At 47.3% G+C, this 22,848-nt stretch carries 22 protein-coding genes and 1 other annotated feature; of the genes, 5 read left to right on the top strand and 17 right to left on the bottom strand.

All coding sequences use genetic code 11. The annotated features are described in order from the left end of the window. Nucleotides 1-29: 29 nt before the first annotated feature. On the top strand, nt 30-875 hold the full coding sequence (gene comER, locus C1T21_RS20775) for a late competence protein ComER (protein ID WP_028540440.1): 846 nt from the start codon (nt 30-32) through the stop codon (nt 873-875). Here comER and leuS read toward each other — a convergent pair. Beyond that, nucleotides 856-3,294, bottom strand: a complete 2,439-nt coding sequence (gene leuS / locus C1T21_RS20770; RefSeq protein WP_103049583.1) for a leucine--tRNA ligase — start codon at nt 3,292-3,294, stop codon at nt 856-858. The genes comER and leuS overlap by 20 nt on opposite strands. Before the next feature lie 61 nt (nt 3,295-3,355). Continuing rightward, nucleotides 3,356-3,613 (bottom strand) — a binding site (T-box leader). Nucleotides 3,614-3,797: 184 nt separating this feature from the next. Here leuS and C1T21_RS20765 point away from each other — a divergent pair. After that, nucleotides 3,798-4,187, top strand: coding sequence for a tautomerase family protein (locus tag C1T21_RS20765; protein WP_103049582.1), 390 nt, complete (start codon nt 3,798-3,800; stop codon nt 4,185-4,187). Between the two features lie 72 nt (nt 4,188-4,259). Here C1T21_RS20765 and C1T21_RS20760 read toward each other — a convergent pair whose 3' ends face one another. The 15 genes from C1T21_RS20760 to spoVAC all read right to left on the bottom strand — a co-directional run bounded on the left by C1T21_RS20760 (nt 4,260) and on the right by spoVAC (nt 17,154). Next, the gene (locus C1T21_RS20760; RefSeq protein WP_103049581.1) at nt 4,260-5,033 is read right to left on the bottom strand and encodes a class I SAM-dependent DNA methyltransferase; all 774 of its coding nucleotides are present in this window, start codon (nt 5,031-5,033) and stop codon (nt 4,260-4,262) included. 3 nt (nt 5,034-5,036) lie between these two features. Then, nucleotides 5,037-5,945 (bottom strand): CvfB family protein, encoded by a 909-nt coding sequence (locus C1T21_RS20755; RefSeq protein ID WP_029515375.1) that lies wholly within the window; start codon nt 5,943-5,945, stop codon nt 5,037-5,039. Continuing rightward, a complete protein-coding gene (gene rsfS, locus C1T21_RS20750; RefSeq protein WP_013311194.1) occupies nt 5,942-6,289 on the bottom strand; it encodes a ribosome silencing factor in 348 nt (115 codons plus the stop codon). The genes C1T21_RS20755 and rsfS overlap by 4 nt, the downstream gene beginning before the upstream one ends. After that, a complete protein-coding gene (gene yqeK, locus C1T21_RS20745; protein ID WP_039272316.1) occupies nt 6,286-6,882 on the bottom strand; it encodes a bis(5'-nucleosyl)-tetraphosphatase (symmetrical) YqeK in 597 nt (198 codons plus the stop codon). The genes rsfS and yqeK overlap by 4 nt, the downstream gene beginning before the upstream one ends. Then, nucleotides 6,866-7,456, bottom strand: a complete 591-nt coding sequence (nadD, locus tag C1T21_RS20740; protein WP_103049580.1) for a nicotinate-nucleotide adenylyltransferase — start codon at nt 7,454-7,456, stop codon at nt 6,866-6,868. The genes yqeK and nadD overlap by 17 nt, the downstream gene beginning before the upstream one ends. Nucleotides 7,457-7,473: 17 nt before the next feature. Continuing rightward, nucleotides 7,474-7,770: a ribosome assembly RNA-binding protein YhbY gene (gene yhbY / locus C1T21_RS20735; RefSeq protein WP_013311197.1), complete on the bottom strand. Its 297-nt coding sequence runs from the start codon at nt 7,768-7,770 to the stop codon at nt 7,474-7,476. Nucleotides 7,771-7,838: 68 nt separating this feature from the next. Next, complete coding sequence (aroE, locus tag C1T21_RS20730; RefSeq protein ID WP_103049579.1) at nt 7,839-8,708, bottom strand: shikimate dehydrogenase; 870 nt, start codon at nt 8,706-8,708, stop codon at nt 7,839-7,841. Nucleotides 8,709-8,813: 105 nt separating this feature from the next. Beyond that, nucleotides 8,814-9,941, bottom strand: a complete 1,128-nt coding sequence (gene yqeH, locus C1T21_RS20725) for a ribosome biogenesis GTPase YqeH (protein WP_039272319.1) — start codon at nt 9,939-9,941, stop codon at nt 8,814-8,816. Next, entirely contained in the window at nt 9,934-10,464 is a 531-nt protein-coding gene (locus tag C1T21_RS20720; protein WP_013311200.1) for a YqeG family HAD IIIA-type phosphatase, read from the bottom strand. Before C1T21_RS20720 ends, yqeH begins: the two co-directional genes overlap by 8 nt. A gap of 145 nt (nt 10,465-10,609) precedes the next feature. Beyond that, nucleotides 10,610-12,856 carry a transglutaminase TgpA family protein gene (locus tag C1T21_RS20715; protein WP_103049578.1) on the bottom strand — a complete coding sequence of 749 codons (2,247 nt, stop codon included), beginning with the start codon at nt 12,854-12,856 and terminating at the stop codon, nt 10,610-10,612. Then, nucleotides 12,853-14,100 (bottom strand): DUF58 domain-containing protein, encoded by a 1,248-nt coding sequence (locus C1T21_RS20710; RefSeq protein ID WP_103049577.1) that lies wholly within the window; start codon nt 14,098-14,100, stop codon nt 12,853-12,855. The genes C1T21_RS20715 and C1T21_RS20710 overlap by 4 nt, the downstream gene beginning before the upstream one ends. Nucleotides 14,101-14,103: 3 nt before the next feature. Beyond that, complete coding sequence (locus C1T21_RS20705) at nt 14,104-15,063, bottom strand: AAA family ATPase (protein ID WP_103049576.1); 960 nt, start codon at nt 15,061-15,063, stop codon at nt 14,104-14,106. A 212-nt stretch (nt 15,064-15,275) separates the two neighbouring features. Continuing rightward, nucleotides 15,276-15,632, bottom strand: coding sequence for a stage V sporulation protein AE (spoVAE, locus tag C1T21_RS20700; RefSeq protein ID WP_013311204.1), 357 nt, complete (start codon nt 15,630-15,632; stop codon nt 15,276-15,278). Next, entirely contained in the window at nt 15,629-16,651 is a 1,023-nt protein-coding gene (gene spoVAD, locus C1T21_RS20695; protein WP_023989537.1) for a stage V sporulation protein AD, read from the bottom strand. The genes spoVAE and spoVAD overlap by 4 nt, the downstream gene beginning before the upstream one ends. Further along, nucleotides 16,648-17,154 (bottom strand): stage V sporulation protein AC, encoded by a 507-nt coding sequence (gene spoVAC, locus C1T21_RS20690; RefSeq protein ID WP_103049575.1) that lies wholly within the window; start codon nt 17,152-17,154, stop codon nt 16,648-16,650. Before spoVAC ends, spoVAD begins: the two co-directional genes overlap by 4 nt. 185 nt (nt 17,155-17,339) lie before the next feature. Here spoVAC and C1T21_RS20685 point away from each other — a divergent pair, with 185 nt between their 5' ends. Continuing rightward, nucleotides 17,340-18,419: a M42 family metallopeptidase gene (locus C1T21_RS20685; RefSeq protein ID WP_075154477.1), complete on the top strand. Its 1,080-nt coding sequence runs from the start codon at nt 17,340-17,342 to the stop codon at nt 18,417-18,419. 99 nt (nt 18,420-18,518) lie between these two features. Here the strand turns inward: C1T21_RS20685 and C1T21_RS20680 are convergent, their stop codons facing one another. Continuing rightward, nucleotides 18,519-19,235 carry a metal-dependent hydrolase gene (locus tag C1T21_RS20680; RefSeq protein ID WP_103049574.1) on the bottom strand — a complete coding sequence of 239 codons (717 nt, stop codon included), beginning with the start codon at nt 19,233-19,235 and terminating at the stop codon, nt 18,519-18,521. Between the two features lie 351 nt (nt 19,236-19,586). On the opposite strand from C1T21_RS20680, the gene exlX reads away from it, so the two are divergent. Then, nucleotides 19,587-20,300: an expansin ExlX gene (exlX, locus tag C1T21_RS20675; protein ID WP_103049573.1), complete on the top strand. Its 714-nt coding sequence runs from the start codon at nt 19,587-19,589 to the stop codon at nt 20,298-20,300. 225 nt (nt 20,301-20,525) lie between these two features. Beyond that, complete coding sequence (locus C1T21_RS20670) at nt 20,526-22,787, top strand: AraC family transcriptional regulator (RefSeq protein WP_103049572.1); 2,262 nt, start codon at nt 20,526-20,528, stop codon at nt 22,785-22,787. The last annotated feature ends 61 nt before the right edge of the window (nt 22,788-22,848 follow it).

Here is a 22,848-nt window from a genome sequence, read left to right as displayed (position 1 = left end):
CGCAAAGTATGAAAGGAGGACGTTGAACAATGAAAGTTGGATTTATCGGGACTGGCAGCATGGGAAGTCTGCTAATTGAGTCTTTTATTAATTCTAACGCACTCAAGCCGCAGCAAATATCAGCAAGCAATCGAACGCATTCCAAGGTAACCGAGCTAGCCCGTCGCTATCCAGGTTTGCATGCAGCCCAAAGCAACCGTGAAACGGCAGCGGAAAGCGATGTTCTGTTTATCTGTGTGAAGCCGCTGGAATCAAAAGCCGTAACGGATGAAATACGCAACGTCATTACAGAAGAGCAAATCGTCGTATCTATCACAAGCCCGGTGCAGATTCGTATTTTGGAACATGCACTGAAAGCCAAAGTGTCCAAAATTATCCCCAGTATCACCCACCAAGTGGGCAGCGGAGCCTCACTATGCATCCATGGAAGCCGGATTACAGAGGAGGATCGCACCCTTCTGGAAGAGCTTATGTCCCACATCAGCAGGCCGATTCGGGTTAAAGAATCTTATACTCGGATCACGTCGGATTTTTCGAGTTGTGGTCCTGCTTTCTTGGCCTTTTTTATGGACCAGTGGATTCAAGCCGCAGTTCAAGCTACAGGTATAGACCGTACGGAGCTATGCGCCCTGGCCGGTGAAATGATCATCGGCACTGGAAAGCTGCTCACGGAAGGCGGGATGACACCAGCCGAGTTACAGGCCAGAGTGGCTGTTCCCGGAGGTATTACCGCCGAAGCTCTCGCATTGTTGGACATCAGCCTGCATAGCGTCTTTCCCGAGCTGATACAGGCCACGCACAACAAGTATGAAGAGGACATGCAAAAGGTAGATGTCTCCTTCGGCTTAAAGCCGATTAACCGGCAACAATATTAACCAGCTTACCTGGAACAGCAATTACCTTGCGGATCGTTTTGCCGGCCAGTGCCTGCTGAACATTGTCCAACGACACAGCGAATGCCTCCATCGCTTTAGCATCAAGATCCTTGGCAATCGTTGCACGCTGCACAATTTTACCATTCACTTGCACAACAATTTCCACTTCGGCGTCCACCGTCCATGCTTCATCATAAGCAGGCCAAGCCGCGTAGGTAATGCTATCATTGTGCCCCAGCAGCTGCCACAATTCCTCAGCCAGATGGGGTGCAAGCGGCGACAGCATTTGCACGAAGTTTTCCATTGCTGCACGCGGCAGAAGGTCTGCTTTGTATGCATCGTTGGTGAAGATCATCAGCTGACTGATCGCTGTATTGAAGCGCAGCGCATCCAGATCTTCGGTTACTTTTTTCAGCGTTTTATGCCAAGTACGATTGAACTCATCGCTACCGCCGTCATTTGTAATTTTATCGTTCAGGCTACCATCCTCGGAAACAAACAGGCGCCATACGCGGGACAGAAAACGATGTGCTCCCTCTACCCCATTCTCATTCCATGGCTTGGTCGCTTCCAGCGGCCCCATAAACATCTCATAAATACGCAGCGTATCGGCGCCAAACGTATTGACAATATCATCAGGATTAATGACATTACCGCGTGATTTACTCATTTTTTCATTGTTGTTGCCCAAAATCATACCCTGGTTGACCAGCTTATAAAAAGGCTCTTTCGTTTCCACTACGCCGATATCATACAGTACCTTATGCCAGAAACGGGCATACAGCAAGTGAAGAACCGCATGTTCCGCTCCGCCAATATACAAATCAACAGGCATCCATTCACGCTGTTTTTCTTTGGATACAAGCTCTTTGTCATTTTTCGGATCAATAAAGCGCAGGTAATACCAACAACTTCCTGCCCATTGCGGCATTGTATTCGTCTCGCGGCGTGCTTTCATACCTGTCTCAGGATCAATGGTTTCCACCCAATCTGTTGCGTTCGCCAGCGGGGATTCACCTGTACCTGAAGGCTTGATGTTGTCCATCTCCGGCAGTACGAGCGGAAGTTGGTCCTCAGGAACCGTTTTGATCGTTCCATCCTCCAGATGAATTACCGGAATGGGCTCGCCCCAATAGCGTTGACGGCTGAACAGCCAGTCACGCAGGCGGTAGGTGACTTTGCCGTGTCCTTTGCCCTCGGCTTCCAGCCATTCAATCATCTTCGGAATCGCTTCCTCGTTGGTAAGTCCATTCAGCGGGCCTGAATTGACGTGCGGTCCATCCTCAGTATATGGCTCATTAGCCACATCTCCACCTTGGACAACCTCAATGATATTCAATCCGAATTGCTTGGCAAATTCCCAGTCACGCGCATCGTGAGCAGGTACAGCCATAATCGCTCCAGTTCCGTAGCCCGCCAGTACATAGTCAGCAATCCAGATCGGCAGCTTTTCGCCGTTCACCGGGTTCACTGCATAAGCTCCTGTGAATACGCCTGTTTTATCCTTGGCCAGATCCGTACGCTCCAGATCGCTTTTACGAGCAGCTTGTTCACGGTACTGTTGTACAGCATCCTTTTGCTCAGGCGTAGTGATAATATCGACCAATTCCTGCTCTGGTGCCAGCACACAGTAGCTTGCGCCAAACAGTGTATCTGGGCGGGTTGTAAATACTGTGAGTTGCTCGTCATAGCCTTCAATTGGAAAACGAACCTCTGCCCCGGTAGACTTACCGATCCAGTTCCGCTGCATATCCTTAATACTCTCAGACCAATCCAGTTCCTCCAGATCATCCAGCAGACGATCCGCGTATTCCGTAATTTTCAGCATCCATTGACGCATTGGTTTACGGACGACCGGATGACCGCCACGCTCACTCTTACCGTCAATAACTTCTTCATTCGCCAGCACTGTTCCCAGCGCTGGGCACCAGTTCACGGGTACTTCAGCTACATATGCAAGGCCGCGCTTGTACAGCTGGATGAAGATCCACTGTGTCCATTTGTAATAATCAGGATCCGTCGTGCTGATTTCACGATCCCAGTCGTAGGAGAAGCCGAGCGATTTGATTTGACGGCGGAAGTTATTTACGTTTTTCACCGTAATTTCGCGTGGGTGCTCCCCTGTATCCAGCGCATGCTGCTCGGCAGGCAGACCGAAGGCGTCCCAACCCATCGGATGCAGTACGTTGTAGCCGCGCATTCTTTTATAACGTGAAACAATATCCGTAGCTGTGTAGCCCTCTGGGTGGCCTACATGCAGGCCGGCTCCAGATGGGTACGGAAACATATCCAAAGCATAAAACTTCGGTTTGCCCGGCTCTTCCCCGGTGCGGAACGTCTTGTTCTCATCCCAATATTTCTGCCATTTTGGTTCAATACTTTGCGGTTGATAGCCGTGCTTCGGCTGTGTGTCTGTCATTGTCTTTTCCTCCTCAAACGGTATGCAACAAAAAAACCTCTGCATCCCGTAGCGTGTCAGCGCTAGGGACGAGAGGTTATATTCCCGTGGTACCACCCTAGTTAGCAGAAAGCGTTCTTCGCGTTCTACTCCCTTTGCACCTGATAACGGAGGTGATCCGATGCGGGTTAATAACAGGATACAAGCACCTGTATAGGGCGTTCCTGCGTTGGACGCATATCTCCGAGGCGAGTTCACTTTGCGCTGTCAACCGGCTTGCACCACCCGCCGGCTCTCTACATGTCCAGACAAAGCTACTATTCCTCATCAGCGATTGTTTAACCGTTAATAATGGCACTATTATATTGAAAACCGCGAAAAAAGTCAAATAAGGACTATCTTTGGTGTTAAAGACCCTCTTCATACTAATTGTTCATGACACATGCATACGAATGTTTTATAATAACTTCGAATTAAATTGATGCAAATTGAGTTGAGTTGAGATAAGAAAGGTGAGCTGAGACATGGCACAGATTAAAATTTTCGGAATAAAAGAAGCTCTAAATCCAATCAAAAAGCAACTTTCAGAGGTGATTCATTCTGCTGTGGTGGATGCATTCAAATACCCTCCAGACAAGAGGTTTCATCGTTTTTTTCCTATGGATCAGGAAGACTTTATATATGCCGATGGTCGCTCTGAGGCGTACACCATTATTGAAATCAGTATCTTTGAAGGCAGAACGACAGAAGCTAAGAAGCAACTCATTAACCTGTTATTCCAACGAATTACGGACTATTTTGGCATTGCTCCACAGGATCTTGAGATTACTATATTTGAAACGCCCAAACAGAACTGGGGCATCCGGGGTGTACCGGGTGATGAGCTTCAGTTGAACTATAAAGTGAATATATGAGTGCAAAAAGACGCCCTTCATGTCATCATGAAAAGCGTCTTTCTTTTCCTAAATTTGCTCAATGAGTCTTCACTATTTTACAGCAACATAAAACAGTCTCGCCGCGTCATCTTCTGCTTCTACCCATTCAAAATCCGCATATACCTTCACATCACGAAAACCCGCTTTGGACAATTCTGCCTTCATCCAGTCTGGATCATAGGCACGCTGTACATGAATTTCCTCGAAACGCTGATACAGATCGCGTCCTTCATGTTCTGCTTTCGCAAAGATACTAAGATGATGCTCAATTTCACAACGGGGAGTGTCCAACGCACATGTCCAGATATACGAGATAGAGCGATCATCCAGTACGAATGGTTGCTCTTCATCATAACGTAAAAACGTCTGGGGATGATGTACATCGAACAAGAAGGTTCCGCCAGGCTTCAGACCAGCATGCGTTCTACGAAAAGTAGAAATTATATCTTCTTCCTCCAACAAGTAATTCAGACAATCGCAAAAAGAAATTACAGAATCCACAGGCTCGGGTAAAATCCATTCTCTCATATCCTGCTGTATCCAGCGAACGCTTCCCTCACGAAACAATCGCTGTCCCTGGGGAGTGGTTTCCATTTTGCGACGGGCTACTGCCAGCATGTCAGAGGATAAGTCGATTCCAGACACTTCGAAGCCCGAGTTAACTAGGGGAATCGTAATCGAACCCGTTCCACAGCCCAGCTCAGCCACCGTATGTGGCATACCGTACTGATCCCAAGCCTGCCGTGCAAAGCGTAACCAGTCCGGGTACGGCATGTCCTGCATCAGCTCATCATACACATAGGCAAACTTCCGGTAAGAAGCCATTTTTTATTCCCCATTCCCGTCCTTCGGTTTCGGCATTTTCTCCACCAGGTAGGTCCAGTTTTCCTTTTGTGTAACCATTCCTTCCTTCATCAGCTTGCCCATCGCACGCTTGAAGGCGGATTTACTGATACCAAACCGTTGCTTGATAATATCCGGCGGCGTTGCGTCGGAGTAAGGCATGCCGCCACCCGGACGCTCCTTCAGAAAAGCAATCAATCGATCCGCATCCTCATCACGGCCTACTTCCTTGCGTGGCGACATCGCCAGATTGACCCGACCGTCTTCGCGAACAAGTGTGACCCGTACCTTAACCTCTTCGCCCAAGCGAAGCATCCGGTTGCGTTCCGAGGAGTGAATCATCCCAATCGCACCAAAACCAAGCACACCTCCGTCCACCAGAACGAATGTGCCCATTTGAAGCGGCTTGTACACAGTCGCCTGCACCCACGTATTCAGCCACGAATCAGGGGCGTGAAAGCACAACGGAGCAAGCTCCTGTTCCCCTGCCAGCTTAGCCCGCAGTCTACCTTGCTTGTCATGCTCCATAATGGCATATACGTAGTCGCCCACCCGAGGATGTAAATCTCGGTTTTCTGGCAACTCACGAATCGGCAGCAAAAGCTGACGACCCAATCCCATCTCTAGGAAACAACCCAAACGCGGATGCACATCGGCCACCTCAAGCTTTGCCATTTCGCCCAACGACAAGAACGGCTTTTTCATGGTTGCGGCCAAGCGGTCCTCTGTATCGTGAAAAATAAATACCTCCAACCGTTCACCAACTTCAATTTCACGTGTCAGCTCCGTATAATGCAGCAGCACATCCTGCTCACCAACAGTGAGAAAGTAGCCGAAAGGAGATACCTCACGATCCACCATAATGGTGACATAAGTACCGGCGATCAAACTCATACCTTTTCCACAACCTTAGCATCCGACCAGAGTCGTTCAATGTTATAGTATTCGCGCTCGTCGCGATGGAAGACATGCACTACGACATCCCCCAAATCCATTAGAACCCAACGGGCGGAATCCATTCCTTCGATTCCTTTGATGGTTACGCCTTCATCATGAGCGCGTTTGCGAATTTCTGTTGCAATCGCCTGTACCTGTGTATCCGAATTACCGTGGCAGATGACAAAATAATCAGCTACTAGTGATATTCCCCGCAAATCCAGTGCGACAATATTCATTGCCTTTTTATCATTTGCAGCATCAACCGCTGTTTGCATTAATTGCTCATTAGTTAGGGTCATTCATGAACCTCCGTTTTTCTCTGTTTTAGTTGTTGAATCAAGTCATTACGTGACAAGACTGTCAGTGGAAAAATAACCTTTTTCTTTTCCAGCAACAATGAAATCGTGGAGTCAAATCCAGCGATAAGGCCCTGCTCCAAGCTTTTCTTTGCCTGTTTACGGATATGCTCAACCCCCGGAAAATCCCGTCCCGGTTCGATGTAATCAGCGAGACACACGACTTTGTCCAGCAGGCTCATACCTACGCGTCCTGACGTATGCCAGCGGATCGCATTCCTTATTTCCGGATCATCCACTCCGTAATCTCTTGCTGCAACGCAGTATCCCACCTCTGAATGCCAGAGCTGCTTGTCATGTTCCAAAAGCTCCTGATCACATTCGGGATGACTGCGAATCACCTCTTCCATCTGCTGAACAGGCCAATATTTCGCTACATCATGCAAAATAGCCGCCAGTTCGGCCTTATCCGGATCTGCTCCATAGCGCTTTGCAAGCTCCACTGAGGTATGCATAACACCTAGTGTGTGCTTCCAGCGTTTTTCAGGCATTTGACCAGATACGGCTTCCATTAATTGCTCACGGCTGTACTTCATACAAACCGCCCCTTGTAATATAGTCATGCACTCGATCAGGCACAAGATAACGGATAGTGCGCCCTGCCGCAGCACGCTCTCGAATATCCGTCGACGAAATATCCACCACCGGCATATCCGCCAGCAGCACCTTGTCCTGCAAATAATGCGGCAACTCATCCAACGCAAGCTGGAACCCTGGGCGCCGAACACCAATAAAACAAATTCGCTGCGCCAGTTCCTCAATTCCCTGCCAATGAGGCAAGTAGTTCACCATATCCGCACCAATAATAAAATAAAAATCCACAGCAGAATGCAACTCCTGAAGCTCCTTGATCGTGTCAATGGTATAGGATACTCCCCCGCGAAGCACTTCAATATCCAGCACTTCAAAAGCAGGATGACCCGCCACCGCTTCACTCGTCATCTCCAGACGCTCCTTACCGCTCGCCCCCGCCTGATGCTTGTGCGGAGGAATATGAGAAGGCATAAACCATACTTGATCCAGCCCATAGGCATCTCTTGCCGCTTCTCCAGCCAGCAGATGTCCAATATGAATCGGGTCAAATGTACCACCCATAATACCGATTTTCATAATTTTCTCCCCGCGTGTTATCCTCTAGGCAACTCAATTTCCTTATGATCACGGGATTCTTTGTACAAAATAATAGTGCTCCCGATGATCTGAACAAGCTCAGAACCTGTCTCCGCGGCCAGTTCTTCCGCAATTTCATGCTTGTCGTCCAAACAGTTGTTCAAAATTTGCACTTTCATCAGCTCACGCTTTTCAATCGCATCGTTGATGTGACGCATAAGATGCTCATTCGTACCGTTTTTGCCTACTTGAAAAACCGGGTCCAAATGATGCGCCATTGAACGCAAATATCTTTTTTGTTTACCTGTTAACATGTATATTTAACCCCTTCGTCGCCACATATGCAATGCAGCATTTCCATAATTTTAATGTACAATCTTACTTACGACAGGCTACTCAGCACAGCCGCTCTCATTTGCTCTACAGCAGGGACAACCCCTGTAAAATACTCAAAAGCTACAGCCCCCTGGTACACGAACATGCCCAAACCCCCATGTACAGTGCAGCCGCGCTGTTCACGGCTTTCCTGTAAAAGTCTCGTTTCCAGCGGGTTGTAGATCAAATCACTCACAATGATTCCCTCCGGAATCAAGCTCGTTTCCAGTGGAAGTTCATCCGATAAAGGAGACATTCCCACCGAGGTTGTGTTAATCAACACATTCACTGTGGCGAGCACGCTCTTGGCATCTTCGTTGGAATAACCCCTCACTGGGATCGCTTCCGTCGTCCACTCTAATGCCAGTTGCTCAGCTTTGTCACGTGTTCGGTTCAAAATAATAACCGATTCCGGTTGCTCCTCCAACAGAGCATGAATCACGCCACGAGCAGCCCCTCCGGCTCCAAGAACAGCAATTCTTGCGCCCTTCAACTCGACAGAAGTCTCTTCTTTGAGGGAACGTACGTAGCCAATTCCGTCCGTGTTATAGCCCTTAAGACGTCCATTGTCATTCACTATCGTATTGACAGCGCCAATGAGTCTGGCCCCTTCATCAATCTCATCCAGATATTTCATAACTTCAACTTTATGGGGAATCGTCACATTGACTCCGCGGAAATGCAAAGCGCGAATCCCCTTCATGGCATCTTCCAGCTGATCCGGTTTGACATGAAGAGGTACAAAATCTCCTTCAATCCCCGCTGCCTGTAAAGCTATTTTATGCATAAGAGGCGATTTGGAGTGCTTGATCGGATCACCCAATACGCCCAATAGTACAAGACCTTGTTCGGTCGCTTCAGACTCCCCGCTGTTCATCGTTGCTCTCCCCCATATTGCAAAATATTAGGCCGCACAAATACATGAATGGCGGCAGGAACCAATACCTGTTCCTTGCCGCCCTATAACATGGTTACAGCAACGTTATATCAACGCAGGCCGCAAAAGCACACGGACTCCCCGAGGAGCATGAACCGCAATCAGAGCTCCGTTCTCGCTATTTACCCTGATCCATCCCAAACCGGAAATGTAGATGTCCGATGGAGATTTGCGTGGAACGCGGAACTCATGTCTTGTCCATTCCGGCATCTCTGCCAATTGATCGCGTGTTGGCGGAGATAACAATTCCCCGGCATGATCAGCGAACAACTGATCAGCTCGCTCCAGCTTCGTGCGATGTATCTTAAGACCACCGTTAATGTAGCAGGTAAATGATTGGTGCTGACCCTCCACAAAATCAAATCGGGCCATACCGCCGAAAAACAATGTTTGTCCGGCATCAAGCTGATATGCAGCAGGCTTCAGCGGCTTGTCCGGCATAATAGCGCTCAAGTCCTGACGGGAGACGATTTCACTGAATCGCCAAGGGTATACAATACCCGGAGTATCAATAATGTGCTTGCCGTCGTCGAGCGGAATATTCACCATATCGAGTGTAGTCCCCGGGTAACGGGACGTTGTGAGTTCCTGCTCCATATCGCTATAATCACGAATCAAGCGGTTAATAAGCGTCGATTTACCCACATTTGTCGCTCCGACTACATATACATCGCGGTTACCACGGAGCTCAGATACCACATCCAACAGACGGTCAAAGCCCTGATTTTTTTTAGCTGAGCACAGTACGATTTCTTCTGTGCGTAGTCCTTGCTCCTTCGCTTGCTTTTGTACCCAGTTACGTACCTTGTTCCAATTCGTTACCTTAGGCAGCAAATCGGTCTTGTTCACAGCTAGTATAACCGGATTGGAGCCTACAAAGCGTTGCAAACCGGAAATCAAGCTACCTTCAAAATCAAAAATATCTACAATGTGGATGACGAGCGCATCCTTGTCACCAATTTGACTGAGCAGCTTCAAGAACTCATCTTGATCCACCGTCACTGAAGACGTCTCATTATAGTTTTTGATCCGGAAGCAACGCTGACAGATGACAGGTTCGCGAGTAAGCAATTTTTCAGGAATATATCCCGGAAGCTCCGGGCTAGTGGTCTGCACGGTGATACCGCAACCACTACATTTGACGGCAGTGCCGCCGTCAGGTCTTTCAGTCATTCTTCTTTTCCTCCTCAAGCCATAAGCCTTTCTTACGTAACCTTGTGAGCGCGATTCGCTCCAACCGCCGATTAAATCGGGTCATGACTCCTTCATCATGAATGGATATCGGTAGCACCAACACCGTATGCAATCCCAGTCGGTTGCCTCCCAATACGTCCGTCAACATTTGGTCCCCGACCATGATAGTCTCTTCCGGAGTCAGCCCCATCATACGGATGGCTCTACGAAAAGACGAGTTGGAGGGCTTCCGTGCGGCATGTATAAATTCAATGTCCAAAGGCGTAGCAAACACGGATACACGGTCCATATTGTTGTTAGACACGATGACAAGCTTAAAACCCGCCTGTTTGACCTTCTCAAACCAGGCCACCAGCTCGGGAGTCGCATTCGGCGCTTTTGCACCGACCAGCGTGTTATCTAGATCCGTAATAATGCCGCGATATCCTTGAGCATACAAGCCTTCAAGATCAATATCAAAGACGGTATTCACCCGTAATTTGGGCATCAGCATTTCAAACAACGTCGGTCACCTCAGTTTCATACGACAAACTATACCATATTACTATGGCTTAGTAAAAAGCTATCCGCAACAAACGGACAGCTTTTTCACTAAATATATAGCTAAAGATTAAAATAGACGGCGTTTGACCCTAATCAAAAATAGACTAGTCTTGATCCTTCTGATCCGACGCAGCTTTTCGTCCAGCCCAACGTTTAATCCATCCTTCTTTATGTAACAGGGAGGCTTGCTGGCGAACCATATGCCAATCTTCTGCGGTTACAGATGAGGGACTATAACGCGCTTGTTCAAATCGTCCAAGCAGCTGATGTAAAATTGAAGCGTGTTCCGGTACTTCTAGCGACCATCTATCAACTGATTCCCTCAGCGTCTCGTGACTGGCGCGGACAAATCCCCTTCTTCGCATGTACCTTAACCAGTGCTCAGTTTCGACGACCACCTTTTCATCCGGAGTCAGCGGCTTACCTCTGCGTAAGCGCAGCAGGTAAAAGTGAATGTCTGCCCGATTACGCCAGACGATATAAGCAGCCCACAGCAGCAGAATTGCAGCAGCAGAACCTATAATTACAGGATGAATCTTTGAACCTTCCTCCGGATTAGTCTGCGGGGTCTGCTCAGGCTGTTCTGGTTCAGGCTGATCTTTAACCTCAGGGGCTTCTGGAGTCTTTGAATCCTCCTGTTCCGTAAGCAGTGGCATATCAAAGCCAGGCGTAGCTTCTACAGGGACCCAACCGTATTCACCTAAATATACTTCCGCCCAGGAATGAGCATCCGCATTTGTCACGGAGTAAGAGGACATATTTTCGTCACTTTCGCCCGTTGTTGCATCATCTGAAAACGTCTGCTGACCAGGTGCATACCCTTTAACCCAGCGGGCTGGAACCCCAACAGAGCGAGCCATCATGACTAATGAGGTGGAATAATAATCGCAATAGCCCTCCCGAATCTCAAACAGAAAGGCATCCACAAAATCTCTGCTTCTTTTCCGTGAGAGGTCCGGATTGTTCGTATATGCATAATTTTGCTGCAAATACTGCTGTAGTAATCCGACTTTTTCATACGGCGTTTTCGCCGTTGACGTTACGTTCTGAGCCAAATCACGAACCCGCTGTGGCAACTCATTTGGAATTTGTAGATAGGCTTCCTGTTTGTTTTTTCCGTACAACTCATTAAAAGTTTTTGTGCGTAGCTCTTTCTCAGGGATCACAGGGACATGCGATACCAGAGTATACGTTTTAGGATAAGCAGTTCTTCGGGAGGATGGATTCCAAAGCAGCTCCGCCTGTTCCGGATTCCAACGTAACCCGTCTGCCCGTGAATCTCTGTCCACCGATTGAACACGCTGCACCGAATAGGCGCCAAACAAAACAGGATAGCTCTGGTCGTTTTGCATCGTAATGGTCTGAACGACCTGCTCAGTCGAATGCCGCGTTTCTTGTGTGTTTTCAAGCTCTGCGGTCATCGGCACATCATTTAGCGTTTGATCATCGTTGCCCCCGTCACTCCAGCCTGTACCGGAATAGGTTCGTTTCGTTTCCCCCCGCCAATAGCTTCGCTGAGTGGTCGTGATGGTCATGACAGGAGAATAATCAAAATTAAAACCTCCACCCAACCGATTATCCTGGCGACTATAACCCGATGCGGTGTTCATCCGCTGATTCAGTGCCCCAGATCCATTGCTGATCCCAGCGGTGGTTGAGCTATCTCTCTGGGTCCACGCTGTATAGGGATCCGTCAAAGCTGGCTGTACCTCAGGCATATTGACACCAGCCATAATAATGAGCGCAAAAATGACCGCAATATTGGCTGCTATTTTATATGGATAGCGCCGAATATGCTTCCACCCTTGAGGATAATGCTGCCGAAAATACTGCAGATGCTGTGTCACTAGCCAACCCATACCAGCAAAGACGATCCAAGCAACCTCCTCCCACAGCACAGTTGGCGTGAAGGAATCAAGCACTGCCAGCGCGGCAATATTAATACCCACAAAAACAAGAATCCGTTGCTTCGTTGTAACGATGAGCGGCACCATTTCAATAACTAGCCAAGCGATAAGGGAAAACCAAATATAAGGAGACATATTGGATATAAATTGGTCCAGGCGATTGGCTACCCCTCCGAAGGGGATAATGATGGAGTAAGACACCAATGTCCGATACAAAATAAAAAACAGCGCCGCCGCCTTAACAATAAATTCAATCCAAGGACGAAATGGTAGTACAATCTTCACCAGAGCCAGCATCGTAATGGTCATCAGTACAAGTGCTCTTGTCTCTTCCAGCCATAATTCGGAAGCAAAAGAAACCCATTGCATGGCAATAATAATAATCCATAAAAATGTAAAAGCGGGAGCCCAGGAACCCTTTAACGATTGTAACCAGCTCTTCATAGTGTCCCTCCCCCCATTACAGCCGGGAGCTCTTCAAGGCTCTCAACATCGTAGCCCTTGATTCCCCTTGCACGAAGCATGCTTATCCATTCTTCAGCTTCTCCCTCAGCAGAACCTTCTCCGATATAGACGTGGCACGGAGTCATCCCCCGGGTATCGGCCCAGCGAAGAAGCTCCATCGCCTGATAATCCCTCAGCGGACTAATCAGTATAAAATAACAGCCTTGCGGAAACTTGCGTACACTGCTTTCTACAGCGGATTTCAAGCTACCTTGTGAAGTTGTGTATATGTCTACCAAGTGATGCATCATTCGTTGTCGTTCCATTGTCTGCTCACTTGGCTGAAAGACGGTACCTTTCTCTCCAGCTGTGCACAATCCAACCCCCATTCGCTCCCGTCCACCATATTCCAGCAATGAAGCGGTAGAGGATACAGCTAGCTCAAACTGTTCGGCGTTTACATAATGCTTCATGTGTACGTCCAGCACAAGCATCGTTTTGGGAACGGTCTCATGCTCAAATTCCTTGGATTTCCAGCTACCTGTACGCGCCGTCGCATTCCAGTGGATGCGCGAAAACCGATCTCCATACACATAGTCCCGTACACCGTTAATTTGTGTCGTTTCACGCCGCGTTCGAGTTTGAACGGTCTGCGGTCCAGACATCCTTGAGCGACGGTCATTCATCTGCCAATACGGAATGAATACCGTTCGGGGCAGCACCCGAAATTCACCGCGTGCGTTCAAGCTGCCTTTGTGCTCCAACAGGCCGAAGATGTCCTCACTCACACATTCAGTTTCCTCAAAGTGGTAGCTTCCTCGTTCTAAAGCGGGAGTCTGAAATGTAAGCTGACCGCCCCCTTTTAGACTGGGAATGACACTGTCCTCAAACGACCAGGATTCACCTGTATGTCGCTTGAGGACCTCACGGACAATGACATAGGGTAACGGAAGAAAACCAGGAATGCTGAGGCTCAGCTTTACATGCACCTGATCTCCCGCATGCAGCAGTTCTCCAAACTGCGAGCCTTGCGAAAGCTGCCGGGAGCCTTGCACACGGCGAACTCCGCTCAGACCAACGATCCATAAATAAACGATTAACAGCGTAACCATAGACAACAGCATGACCGACGTCTTGCCGCCCTGAAACAACAAATATAGCAGGCACACCACCCATATGACCCCCAGAAGCCAGATGCGGCCTGACAGCCGGGGAAGCCTGCGCTTCCTTTTGACCATATTCATTCCCTAAGGACGCTCCATTCGTACGGGTACATGAACCTGCCGAAGGACAGCCTGCAGCACGGACTGGGCACTGGAACTGTCCAGACGCGCCTCGGGACGCAGCAACAAACGATGCGTTAGCACATAAGGTGCCAGCGCCTTCACATCATCAGGCAGCACATAGTCACGGTTGTCTAGAAAAGCGTATGCCTTCGCAGCCATTACAAAAGCAAGCGCCGCCCGGGGGCTTGCTCCCAGCAGCACGGATGGATGTTCTCTTGTCGCACGCACGATATCAAGTAAATAGGACGTCACTGCTTCGTCCATATAAATTCCTCTAATTTCCTGCTGGATGTCAGCAATCTGCTCCATATGAGCTACAGCCTCCAGACGGTCTGCTGGCTGGCCTGCCTGATGATGAAGCAGCATGTTTCGCTCCGTCTCCATGTCAGGATAACCCAAGCTGATTTTGAGCATAAAACGATCTAACTGTGCTTCCGGCAGCATATAGGTGCCTTCAAAATCAATCGGATTTTGTGTCGCACACAGCATAAAAGGATGAGGCAACATATGAGTGTCCCCATCCACTGTCACACTGCGTTCCTCCATAACCTCCAGCAGAGCCGACTGGGTTTTCGTCGTCGCTCGGTTAATTTCATCCGCCAGCAAAATATTAGTCATCACAGGACCCGGACGGAAATAAAAACGCTCGTCCCGTGGATGAAATATGGATACCCCTGTAATATCACTCGGGAGAATATCAGGATTACATTGAACACGGCGGTAATCACCGCGCATGGATTTGGCAAGAGCCTTGATCATTTGCGTTTTTCCCGTACCCGGAACATCCTCGATCAGAATGTGTCCACCCGCCAGCATAGCCGTAAGCAGTAATTTTATTTCAAAGGATTTACCTAATATACATGATTCCAGATTAGAACGGATTGCAGATACAATCTGCACAGATTCTTGACGTACGGGCATAGCTCTGTAAACCTCCTAGATAGCAACATGTTTCCTATTATTGTACATGAAGGTGGGCACAGAGTACACTTAACCCCTGCCCGTATTATTCAAACTCCATCCTTCTTTCGATCTTTCATGTGCAGAACAATTAAAAACCCTTCGGTCATTAGATCCGAAGGGCACATGTTTATAATCATTTATTTTTATGTCAAATCTAAAGTACGCTGCTTTTATATGCTTCCTTTTGGACGAACAAACAAGCATGCCAGAAAAGAGAAAATAATCGCAGAGGAAATTCCTGCACTTGTCAGACTAAAGATCCCTGTAATGACACCCAGCCATCCGTCCTTCTCCAATTCGGTTAATGCGCCATGTACAAGTGAGTTACCAAAACTGGTAATTGGAATGGTCGCACCCGCACCCGCAAATTTAATAAGCGGATCGTATATCCCAACAGCATCAGCAATTGCACCTGCAACCACCAACGTACTCATCGTATGTGCCGGCGTCATTTTGAACACATCCATCATCAACTGGCCCACGACACAAATGGCACCACCCACTAAAAAAGCCCATAGAAATATCATACTGTTCCTCCCGCTTCAAAAGCTACAGCATGTGCAACACAAGGAATGCTTTCACCCTGCTGTGTAGTCAAAGGAGATAATAACGCTCCGGTTGCCACGACCAGTACCTTTTGCAGCTCTCCTTTTTCGATCCGCTTCAACAAATGCCCGTAGGTTACAACAGCCGAGCAGCCACAACCACTGCCTCCTGCAATGACTTTCTTTTGCTTATTGATATCGTAAATCAGTAAACCGCAATCATTAAATTCCGTCTGATTCATATCGAACCCATCTTTTTTGAGCAGCTCCTTGGCAATCGGTAGCCCCACTGAGGCTAAATCGCCCGTTACAATGAGATCATAGTAACCAGGGTCACGGCCAGTATCTCGAAAATGAGACAACAGCGTATCCGCAGCCGCGGGAGCCATGGCTCCACCCATATTAAAGGGGTCTTTAATACCCATGTCCATTACACGTCCAATGGTAGCACAATCCACCACCGTCCCTGACTTGGCATGTCCTACAATTGCGGCGCCGGAACCGGTAACAGTATACTGAGCCGTAGGGGGCTTCTGTGATCCGTATTCATTAGGATAGCGGAATTGTTTTTCTACAGTACAGTTATGGCTGGTCGTACCCGCCATCACGTAGTCACCGGCCTCTGAGTCCACAATAAGTGCGGCTAAGGCTAAGCTTTCCATTGATGTTGAACAGGCTCCAAAAACACCCAAATAGGGAATAGCCAGCTTGCTAGCCGAGAAGGAGCTACTGATAATCTGATTCATCAGATCACCACTAATAAAAAACTGCACTTCTTCTTTGTTCAAATTGGCATTAATTAGCGCCAGCTCTGTAGAATGCTCAATCAATCTACGTTCCGCTTTTTCCCACGTTTTCTCGTTGATTTCTATGTTGTCATAAATATAATCAAAATCTGTGGACAACGGCCCCTCTCCTTCATCCGGGCCCACAACAGTGGCACTTCCAATGATGCGCGGTCTTGATTCAAACTTCCAGGTTTGTCCTCCCTGTCTTCTCATAAGTGATTGCCTCCCACACCAAGGATGGCATATATAACGCCTACGATAAATGCAGCCACCACCCCGAATACGACAACCGAGCCTGCAAGTTTGAACATATTGGCGCCCACTCCGAGCACCAGTCCCTCAGAACGATATTCCAATGCAGCCGAACACATGGAGTTAGCAAAGCCTGTAATGGGCACAGCGGTTCCTGCTCCTGCCCATTGAGCAACCTTATCGTAAACCCCGATACTGGTTAATATGACCGCCAGCAAGATCATCATGGATGAGGTCGGCGGGGCGGCCTCCTTGGCTGATATGTGCATTCCTGCCATAAAAGCCTCTTGAATCGCCTGTCCAATCACACAGATCCCGCCTCCAACCAGAAAAGCGCGCACACAATTGGCAAATACTTTTCTCGAGGGTTCATGCTTTTGTGAAATATTCTGATAGTCCTTCTCATTTATGGACAGCGGCGACGTATTGGTACGAAAACCGCGCTGCCCGGATTTAGCTGGCATCATTCACCACCCCTTATCTGTAAGTTTTCGCGCTTGGCGGTTCGAATTGCTTGGGTCTTTTTCATTATGAGCTTTTTGGAGAAATGTTATGTCAGGAAAATGATATCGTGGACATTCGATACAAATCCATTCATACTGAATACATGACGACCACTGGTTAATTAATAAGGAGTGAGGTATACATCATGGAATCAAAAACATTGGAATTGTTTAAAACCTTAACGGAGTTTCCTTCCATTCCTGGACATGAGCGTGAGTTGCGGGCATGGGTTAAGGAACGAATATCCGGTTATACCGATGAAATCGTGCAAGATCGATTGGGAAGTCTTTTTGGGGTGCTACGCGGTCAAGAGAGTGGACCACGTGTAATGGTGGCAGGCCATCTGGATGAAGTCGGTTTTATCGTGAATGGTATTACGGAAACTGGAATGATTCGTTTTCAGCCGGTTGGAGGCTGGTGGAGCCAAGCCATTATGTCACAACGTCTTCAAGTATTGACTCCAAAAGGCCCAGTTATCGGTGTAGTTGGCTCTGTCTCGCCTCATTTGCTGGATGAATCGCAACGCAGCAAACCTATGGACATCAAGCATATGTATCTGGATATCGGCGTAGACAGCAGACAAGAAGCGCAAGATCTGGGGATCGTACCAGGAACGGCCATTGCGCCGATCTGTGATTTCACTCCACTGGCAAATCCTAAAAAAATCATGGCTAAAGCGTGGGATAACCGCTACGGTGTAGGCTTGGCTATTGAACTGCTTGAAGCGTTACATAAAGAAAAAGACAAGCTTCCCAATACATTATATGCGGGGGCCACTGTTCAAGAAGAAGTGGGACTGCGTGGTGCACGCACAGCGGCCAATCTGATTCAGCCGGATATATTCTTTGCACTGGATTGCAGTGCAGCCAACGATATGGGCGGCGACCCGAATGCTTACGGGCACCTCGGTAAAGGCGCACTGCTGCGGGTATTTGATCCGGGTATGATTACACATCGCGGGATTGTGGAATACGTGCAAGACATGGCGGAAACTCACAAAATCAAGTATCAATATTTCATCTCCACAGGGGGAACCGATGCAGGTCAAGTGCACTTGAGCGGAATTGGCGTGCCATCCACTGTCATAGGCATCTGTGGACGATACATCCATACTTCTTCGTCTATTATTCACACTGATGATTATGATGCAGCCAAAGAGCTGATCATCAAGCTGGTTCAAAATCTGGATCGTACAACGCTGAATACCATTATTGAACGAACCTAAGTTGTAAGAGAGAATCGCAATCTATAAAAAAACAGTCAAGACACGTACAACGTGCATTGACTGTTTTTTTAATTTAATAGAAACAAAAGATAGAATATATCAAATCAAATGCTTATAACGAAGCAAAGCAATCACTACAAGTACAGTAGTTAAAGCAATACAGACGTTTTCTATCTTAGCTCCCTTCCGGGTTCCGGTACTCATCAATTTAAATCGCAACTTCCATTTGAACGGCGGCAAAGGTTTGATTCCATTATTCGTCAAGGAATCTGCCAGTAAATGCAGCAAGTACGCTAGACCTCCAGCCAGCCATATGCTGTCACCGTGCAAACGTGTCGTACCATAAAGCAGCGCAGTCCATGCGACTGTCCCATATACCGTATGTGTCAATCCCCGGTGTGGGACTAACGTACAAATGATCAGCAGACAGCCGGCGATATAATTCCACGGTGCATATGATTCTCCATACCAGGCTAGGCCGATACCAATTAGAAAGATAATAACCTTGCGCATGGATCGTGAAGGCATAAAAGAAGCACTGATCATCAGCAAAGCCAACACAAGATTCCATGGCGGTGGAGCCAAACGGGTGAAAAATACCCAACCAGCAGCCCCAATCATTAGAAGCTGTACAAGCCTAAGCATTTTGGTTGGCAGCGCACGACTCACGAGCATGGAGTTAGGCTCGTCAATATCCGGCAACAGTGAGCCGACCACAGCAGCTGCCACGGCAGCCGGGGTCACTTCGTATCCACTTAAAGCCAATACCGACAGGGAGACCCCGGTTCCAATAATCAAATGGGCTCTTCCCATCATGGTGCAAAACATCCTTTCGTTGCAGCATACAACAGAGTTCAACATCACTCCATTTGAATCAGCATAATTCGATTGTATACGACAAACAAAAGGAGAACAATAGTTCGCTTATTCTATTTAAAAGACTTCATTCAAAAGTCCTAGTTTCGTCCCCATTACTTAATCCTCCCCTTATTCTTTATCTGTACAACCATTTCTTAAAAAACACGCCATATGGCCTATGAGTATGTTGACAAACATCTTCAATATTTTCTTTTTGCCTCAAAGTCCTATTGTACAATTTGAAATATTAGGTAATATAGTGTTTATATTTACTATATGAATCTATTAAATGAATAAGGAGGAAATGTTATGCAAAAAATATCGACGTTCCGAAAGTTCAAAACCATTGGTCTGACATCGTTGCTAAGTCTTGTATTATTCGCCCTTCCCGCTTCAGCTGCTTGGAATGATACATACACGGGGTACGCCACATATACAGGATCAGGTTACTCTGGAGGGGCATTACTGCTTGATCCCATCCCTTCGGATGCCAAAATTACAGCGCTTAACCGCACACAACTGAATTATAACGGAATCAAAGCTGCATTAGCTGGAGCCTATTTGGAAGTTCAAGGTCCCAAAGGGAAAACAACCGTATATGTAACTGATCTTTACCCTGAAGGTCCAAGTGGCGCGCTCGATCTGTCTCCAAACGCGTTCAACCTGATTGGCAATCAAATAGACGGAAAAATCAATATATCATGGAAAGTTGTCAAAGCTCCGGTTAACGGCAATGTCTCCTACCGCATTAAAGAAGGCAGCAGCCAATGGTGGGCAGCCATTCAAGTACGCAATCATAAATATCCGGTCTTGAAGATGGAAGTCCAACAAAACGGACAATGGCTCAATCTCGAAAAACAGGATTACAACCACTTTCTAGGTACTAACTTAGGAAAACAACCTCTGAAAATACGGATTACGGACATTCGTGGTGTCGTGCTGAACGATACAATCCCAGCTCTAGCAGAAAATGGTACAGGTGGAGCCTATATCGTTAAAGGTAACGTTCAATTTCCTGACTAATTGCAGTACCGTCATCTTTCCTTCTTTTATTTGAATAGACAAACCCGGCCGGGAACCGACGCAATCCAATGCGTATAAGTGTTCCTGGCCTTTTTGCGAAAAAATCATTATTTTTCACAAAGAATCGGTTTGTTCACTGTCCTGTTCACAAGATCACACGTATAATGAATACATAAATAGGGTGTACTTTACAGCTACGTGCACACAGACAGGAGGCCTGTTCATATGAGCAATTTCAAAAAGCATCACAAGCTTCACAGCAAATTGCTGGTCAGCATTACGTTATGTATTACGCTAACGTTGCTGGTATCCACCACTGTGTATTATTTTTACTATATTCGCGTGGAAAAGGAGCAGGCATTCGAGGCCAATCACAACAGCTTGACGTTGAGAAGCAAAGAAGTTATTAACATGACATCTATTGCTCAATCTTTGGCATTTCAAATGTATCGCAGCAGTACCCTGTCCAAGTTGTTGTATTATCCAAAACCTAATGTATATGATGTAACCGCTGCCATGACCGAATTGAACAATTATCTTAACTCCATGCCGTATATCGAATCCATCTACGTGTTTAACCCTAAAAGCGGCACCTTCTACATTGCGTCCTCACAAGGTCAAAACGGGTTATTCAGCAAACATGAACTGGCTGATACAGATATCATTCGCGTGCTGGATCATTATCAGGACTATAAACCCTTTACGCCTATTCCACGCACGTATCCGCTGCTGACTGCCTCAGACTCCGGAGCTGGAGTAGAGCAAGCAAGCCCAGATATCGCAGCTTATACGTATTTATGTTATGACGCAATTAACTCGAACGAAGCGATAAATTCGGCTGTGATTGTGAATGTGTCGGCGGCCTGGATGAACAAGGAAATGGCGGCGAATCCAATCTCAGGCGGGACCGCTTATATTTTAGACGATCAGGGCAGACTGTTGTCTGGTACAACATTGACAGACGAAACTTTGAACGAAAAAGAACAGCTATGGTTGCACACGAGAGTCAAAAAACAAGAAACAGGCTATTTTGTAGAAGACTTTCATGGTAAAAGATCACTCATTTCCTACACCTCCCCGGATGGACTAGGTTGGCAGTATATTAGTGTCACACCATATGAAAGCGTTATCAAAATGGCAAGTGTCATTCGTAATGCGATGTTACTGATAGCCGCCATCATTGCATTGGCAGGATTCGTGGCTTCGTGGCTGCTGTCCAAAATGCTGTATACGCCTATTGGCCAAATTGTTGTGCATATGAATTCACTGGAATCGGAGAAACGAAACAGCATGTACACGATCCGACAAAACATTTTACGGAATGTGATCCGAGGAATCCGAAATCTTCCTGCCGGGGAAGAACCGGAACGATTACGCGAGCTTGGGATTACGTTCCAGTTCGACAAAGACTACCGCCTTGTGCTGCTGCGCATAGATGAATATACCCGATGGCAAAGCGAACGTGGACCTGATCTGCTACCCTATAAGTTTGCAATCATGAACATTGCTTCTGAAATATGCGGACAAACGTACCGGGTGGAGACCGTTGATATGGATGAGGACAGTGTATTGCTGATGCTTAACATTCTCGATCCCGCAGAACATACAGATACTGTACTGTTAGAAACCTTATTACGCCAAATACGTGAAGCTTGCTTTGAATATTTGAAGCTGAGCGTTTCACTGACTTACAGTGCAATCACGAGTCAACCAGAACGGCTGCATCTGCTGTACCGCCAGGTACAAGACGCATCTATGCACCGATTTTTTCAGGGGCATGGCTGCATTATTAATGCGCAAAACACTACAGACGAGGATATCCAAAATACTTACGTATATCCAGCCGATAAAGAGAAAAAAATGCTAGATACGCTGCTGTCTGGTCATACGGAGGATGCACACAGTATGTTCAAAGAATTATTGATGCATATGGAAAAATATCCGTTTTCCTCTGTTCAAGTGGCGATATCCCGGCTCATCATGAGTGTGAATAATGCTGTTCGGCATATCAGTGAGCTCAATGGATTTGCTATAGAAACTAAACCTGAATTACCATCCGCAGATCGGTTAGAGACCGCTGAGAATCTTATTGATCATTATCAATTGGTCTTTGATCATATTCGCTCCAGTCTATCGGAAAAACGAAACACGAAGCAGGAACGATTGGTGCGGCAAATCAATGAACGAATAGAGCAAGCCTATACGGATCCCAATTTTTGTCTCAATCAGATTGCGGAAGAGCTGGATATGTCGCCGATCTATGTCAGCAGGCTATATAAGCAACAGACCATGTCTACCATCGTGGACGTCATCCAACAACTCCGTATTCGCAAGGCCTGTGAGCTGCTGGAACAGACCGACTGGTCTGTAGCTGAAGTAGCAGAACAAACCGGATTTGCGAGTAGCTCTTATTTCCATCGCATGTTCAAGCGTAGCTTGGGCGTAACACCGACAGATTTTCGCCGTTCTAAAGCAAATGCGCAATAAGTAGACCGCTCTACACGACCACTCTGAGAACGGAACATTGCTCCCAAAAACATAAACTGAC

The organism is Paenibacillus sp. F4 (assembly GCF_002894905.1).
GTDB lineage: Bacteria > Bacillota > Bacilli > Paenibacillales > Paenibacillaceae > Paenibacillus > Paenibacillus polymyxa_B.
This window is presented reverse-complemented; position numbering and strand designations above follow the sequence as displayed.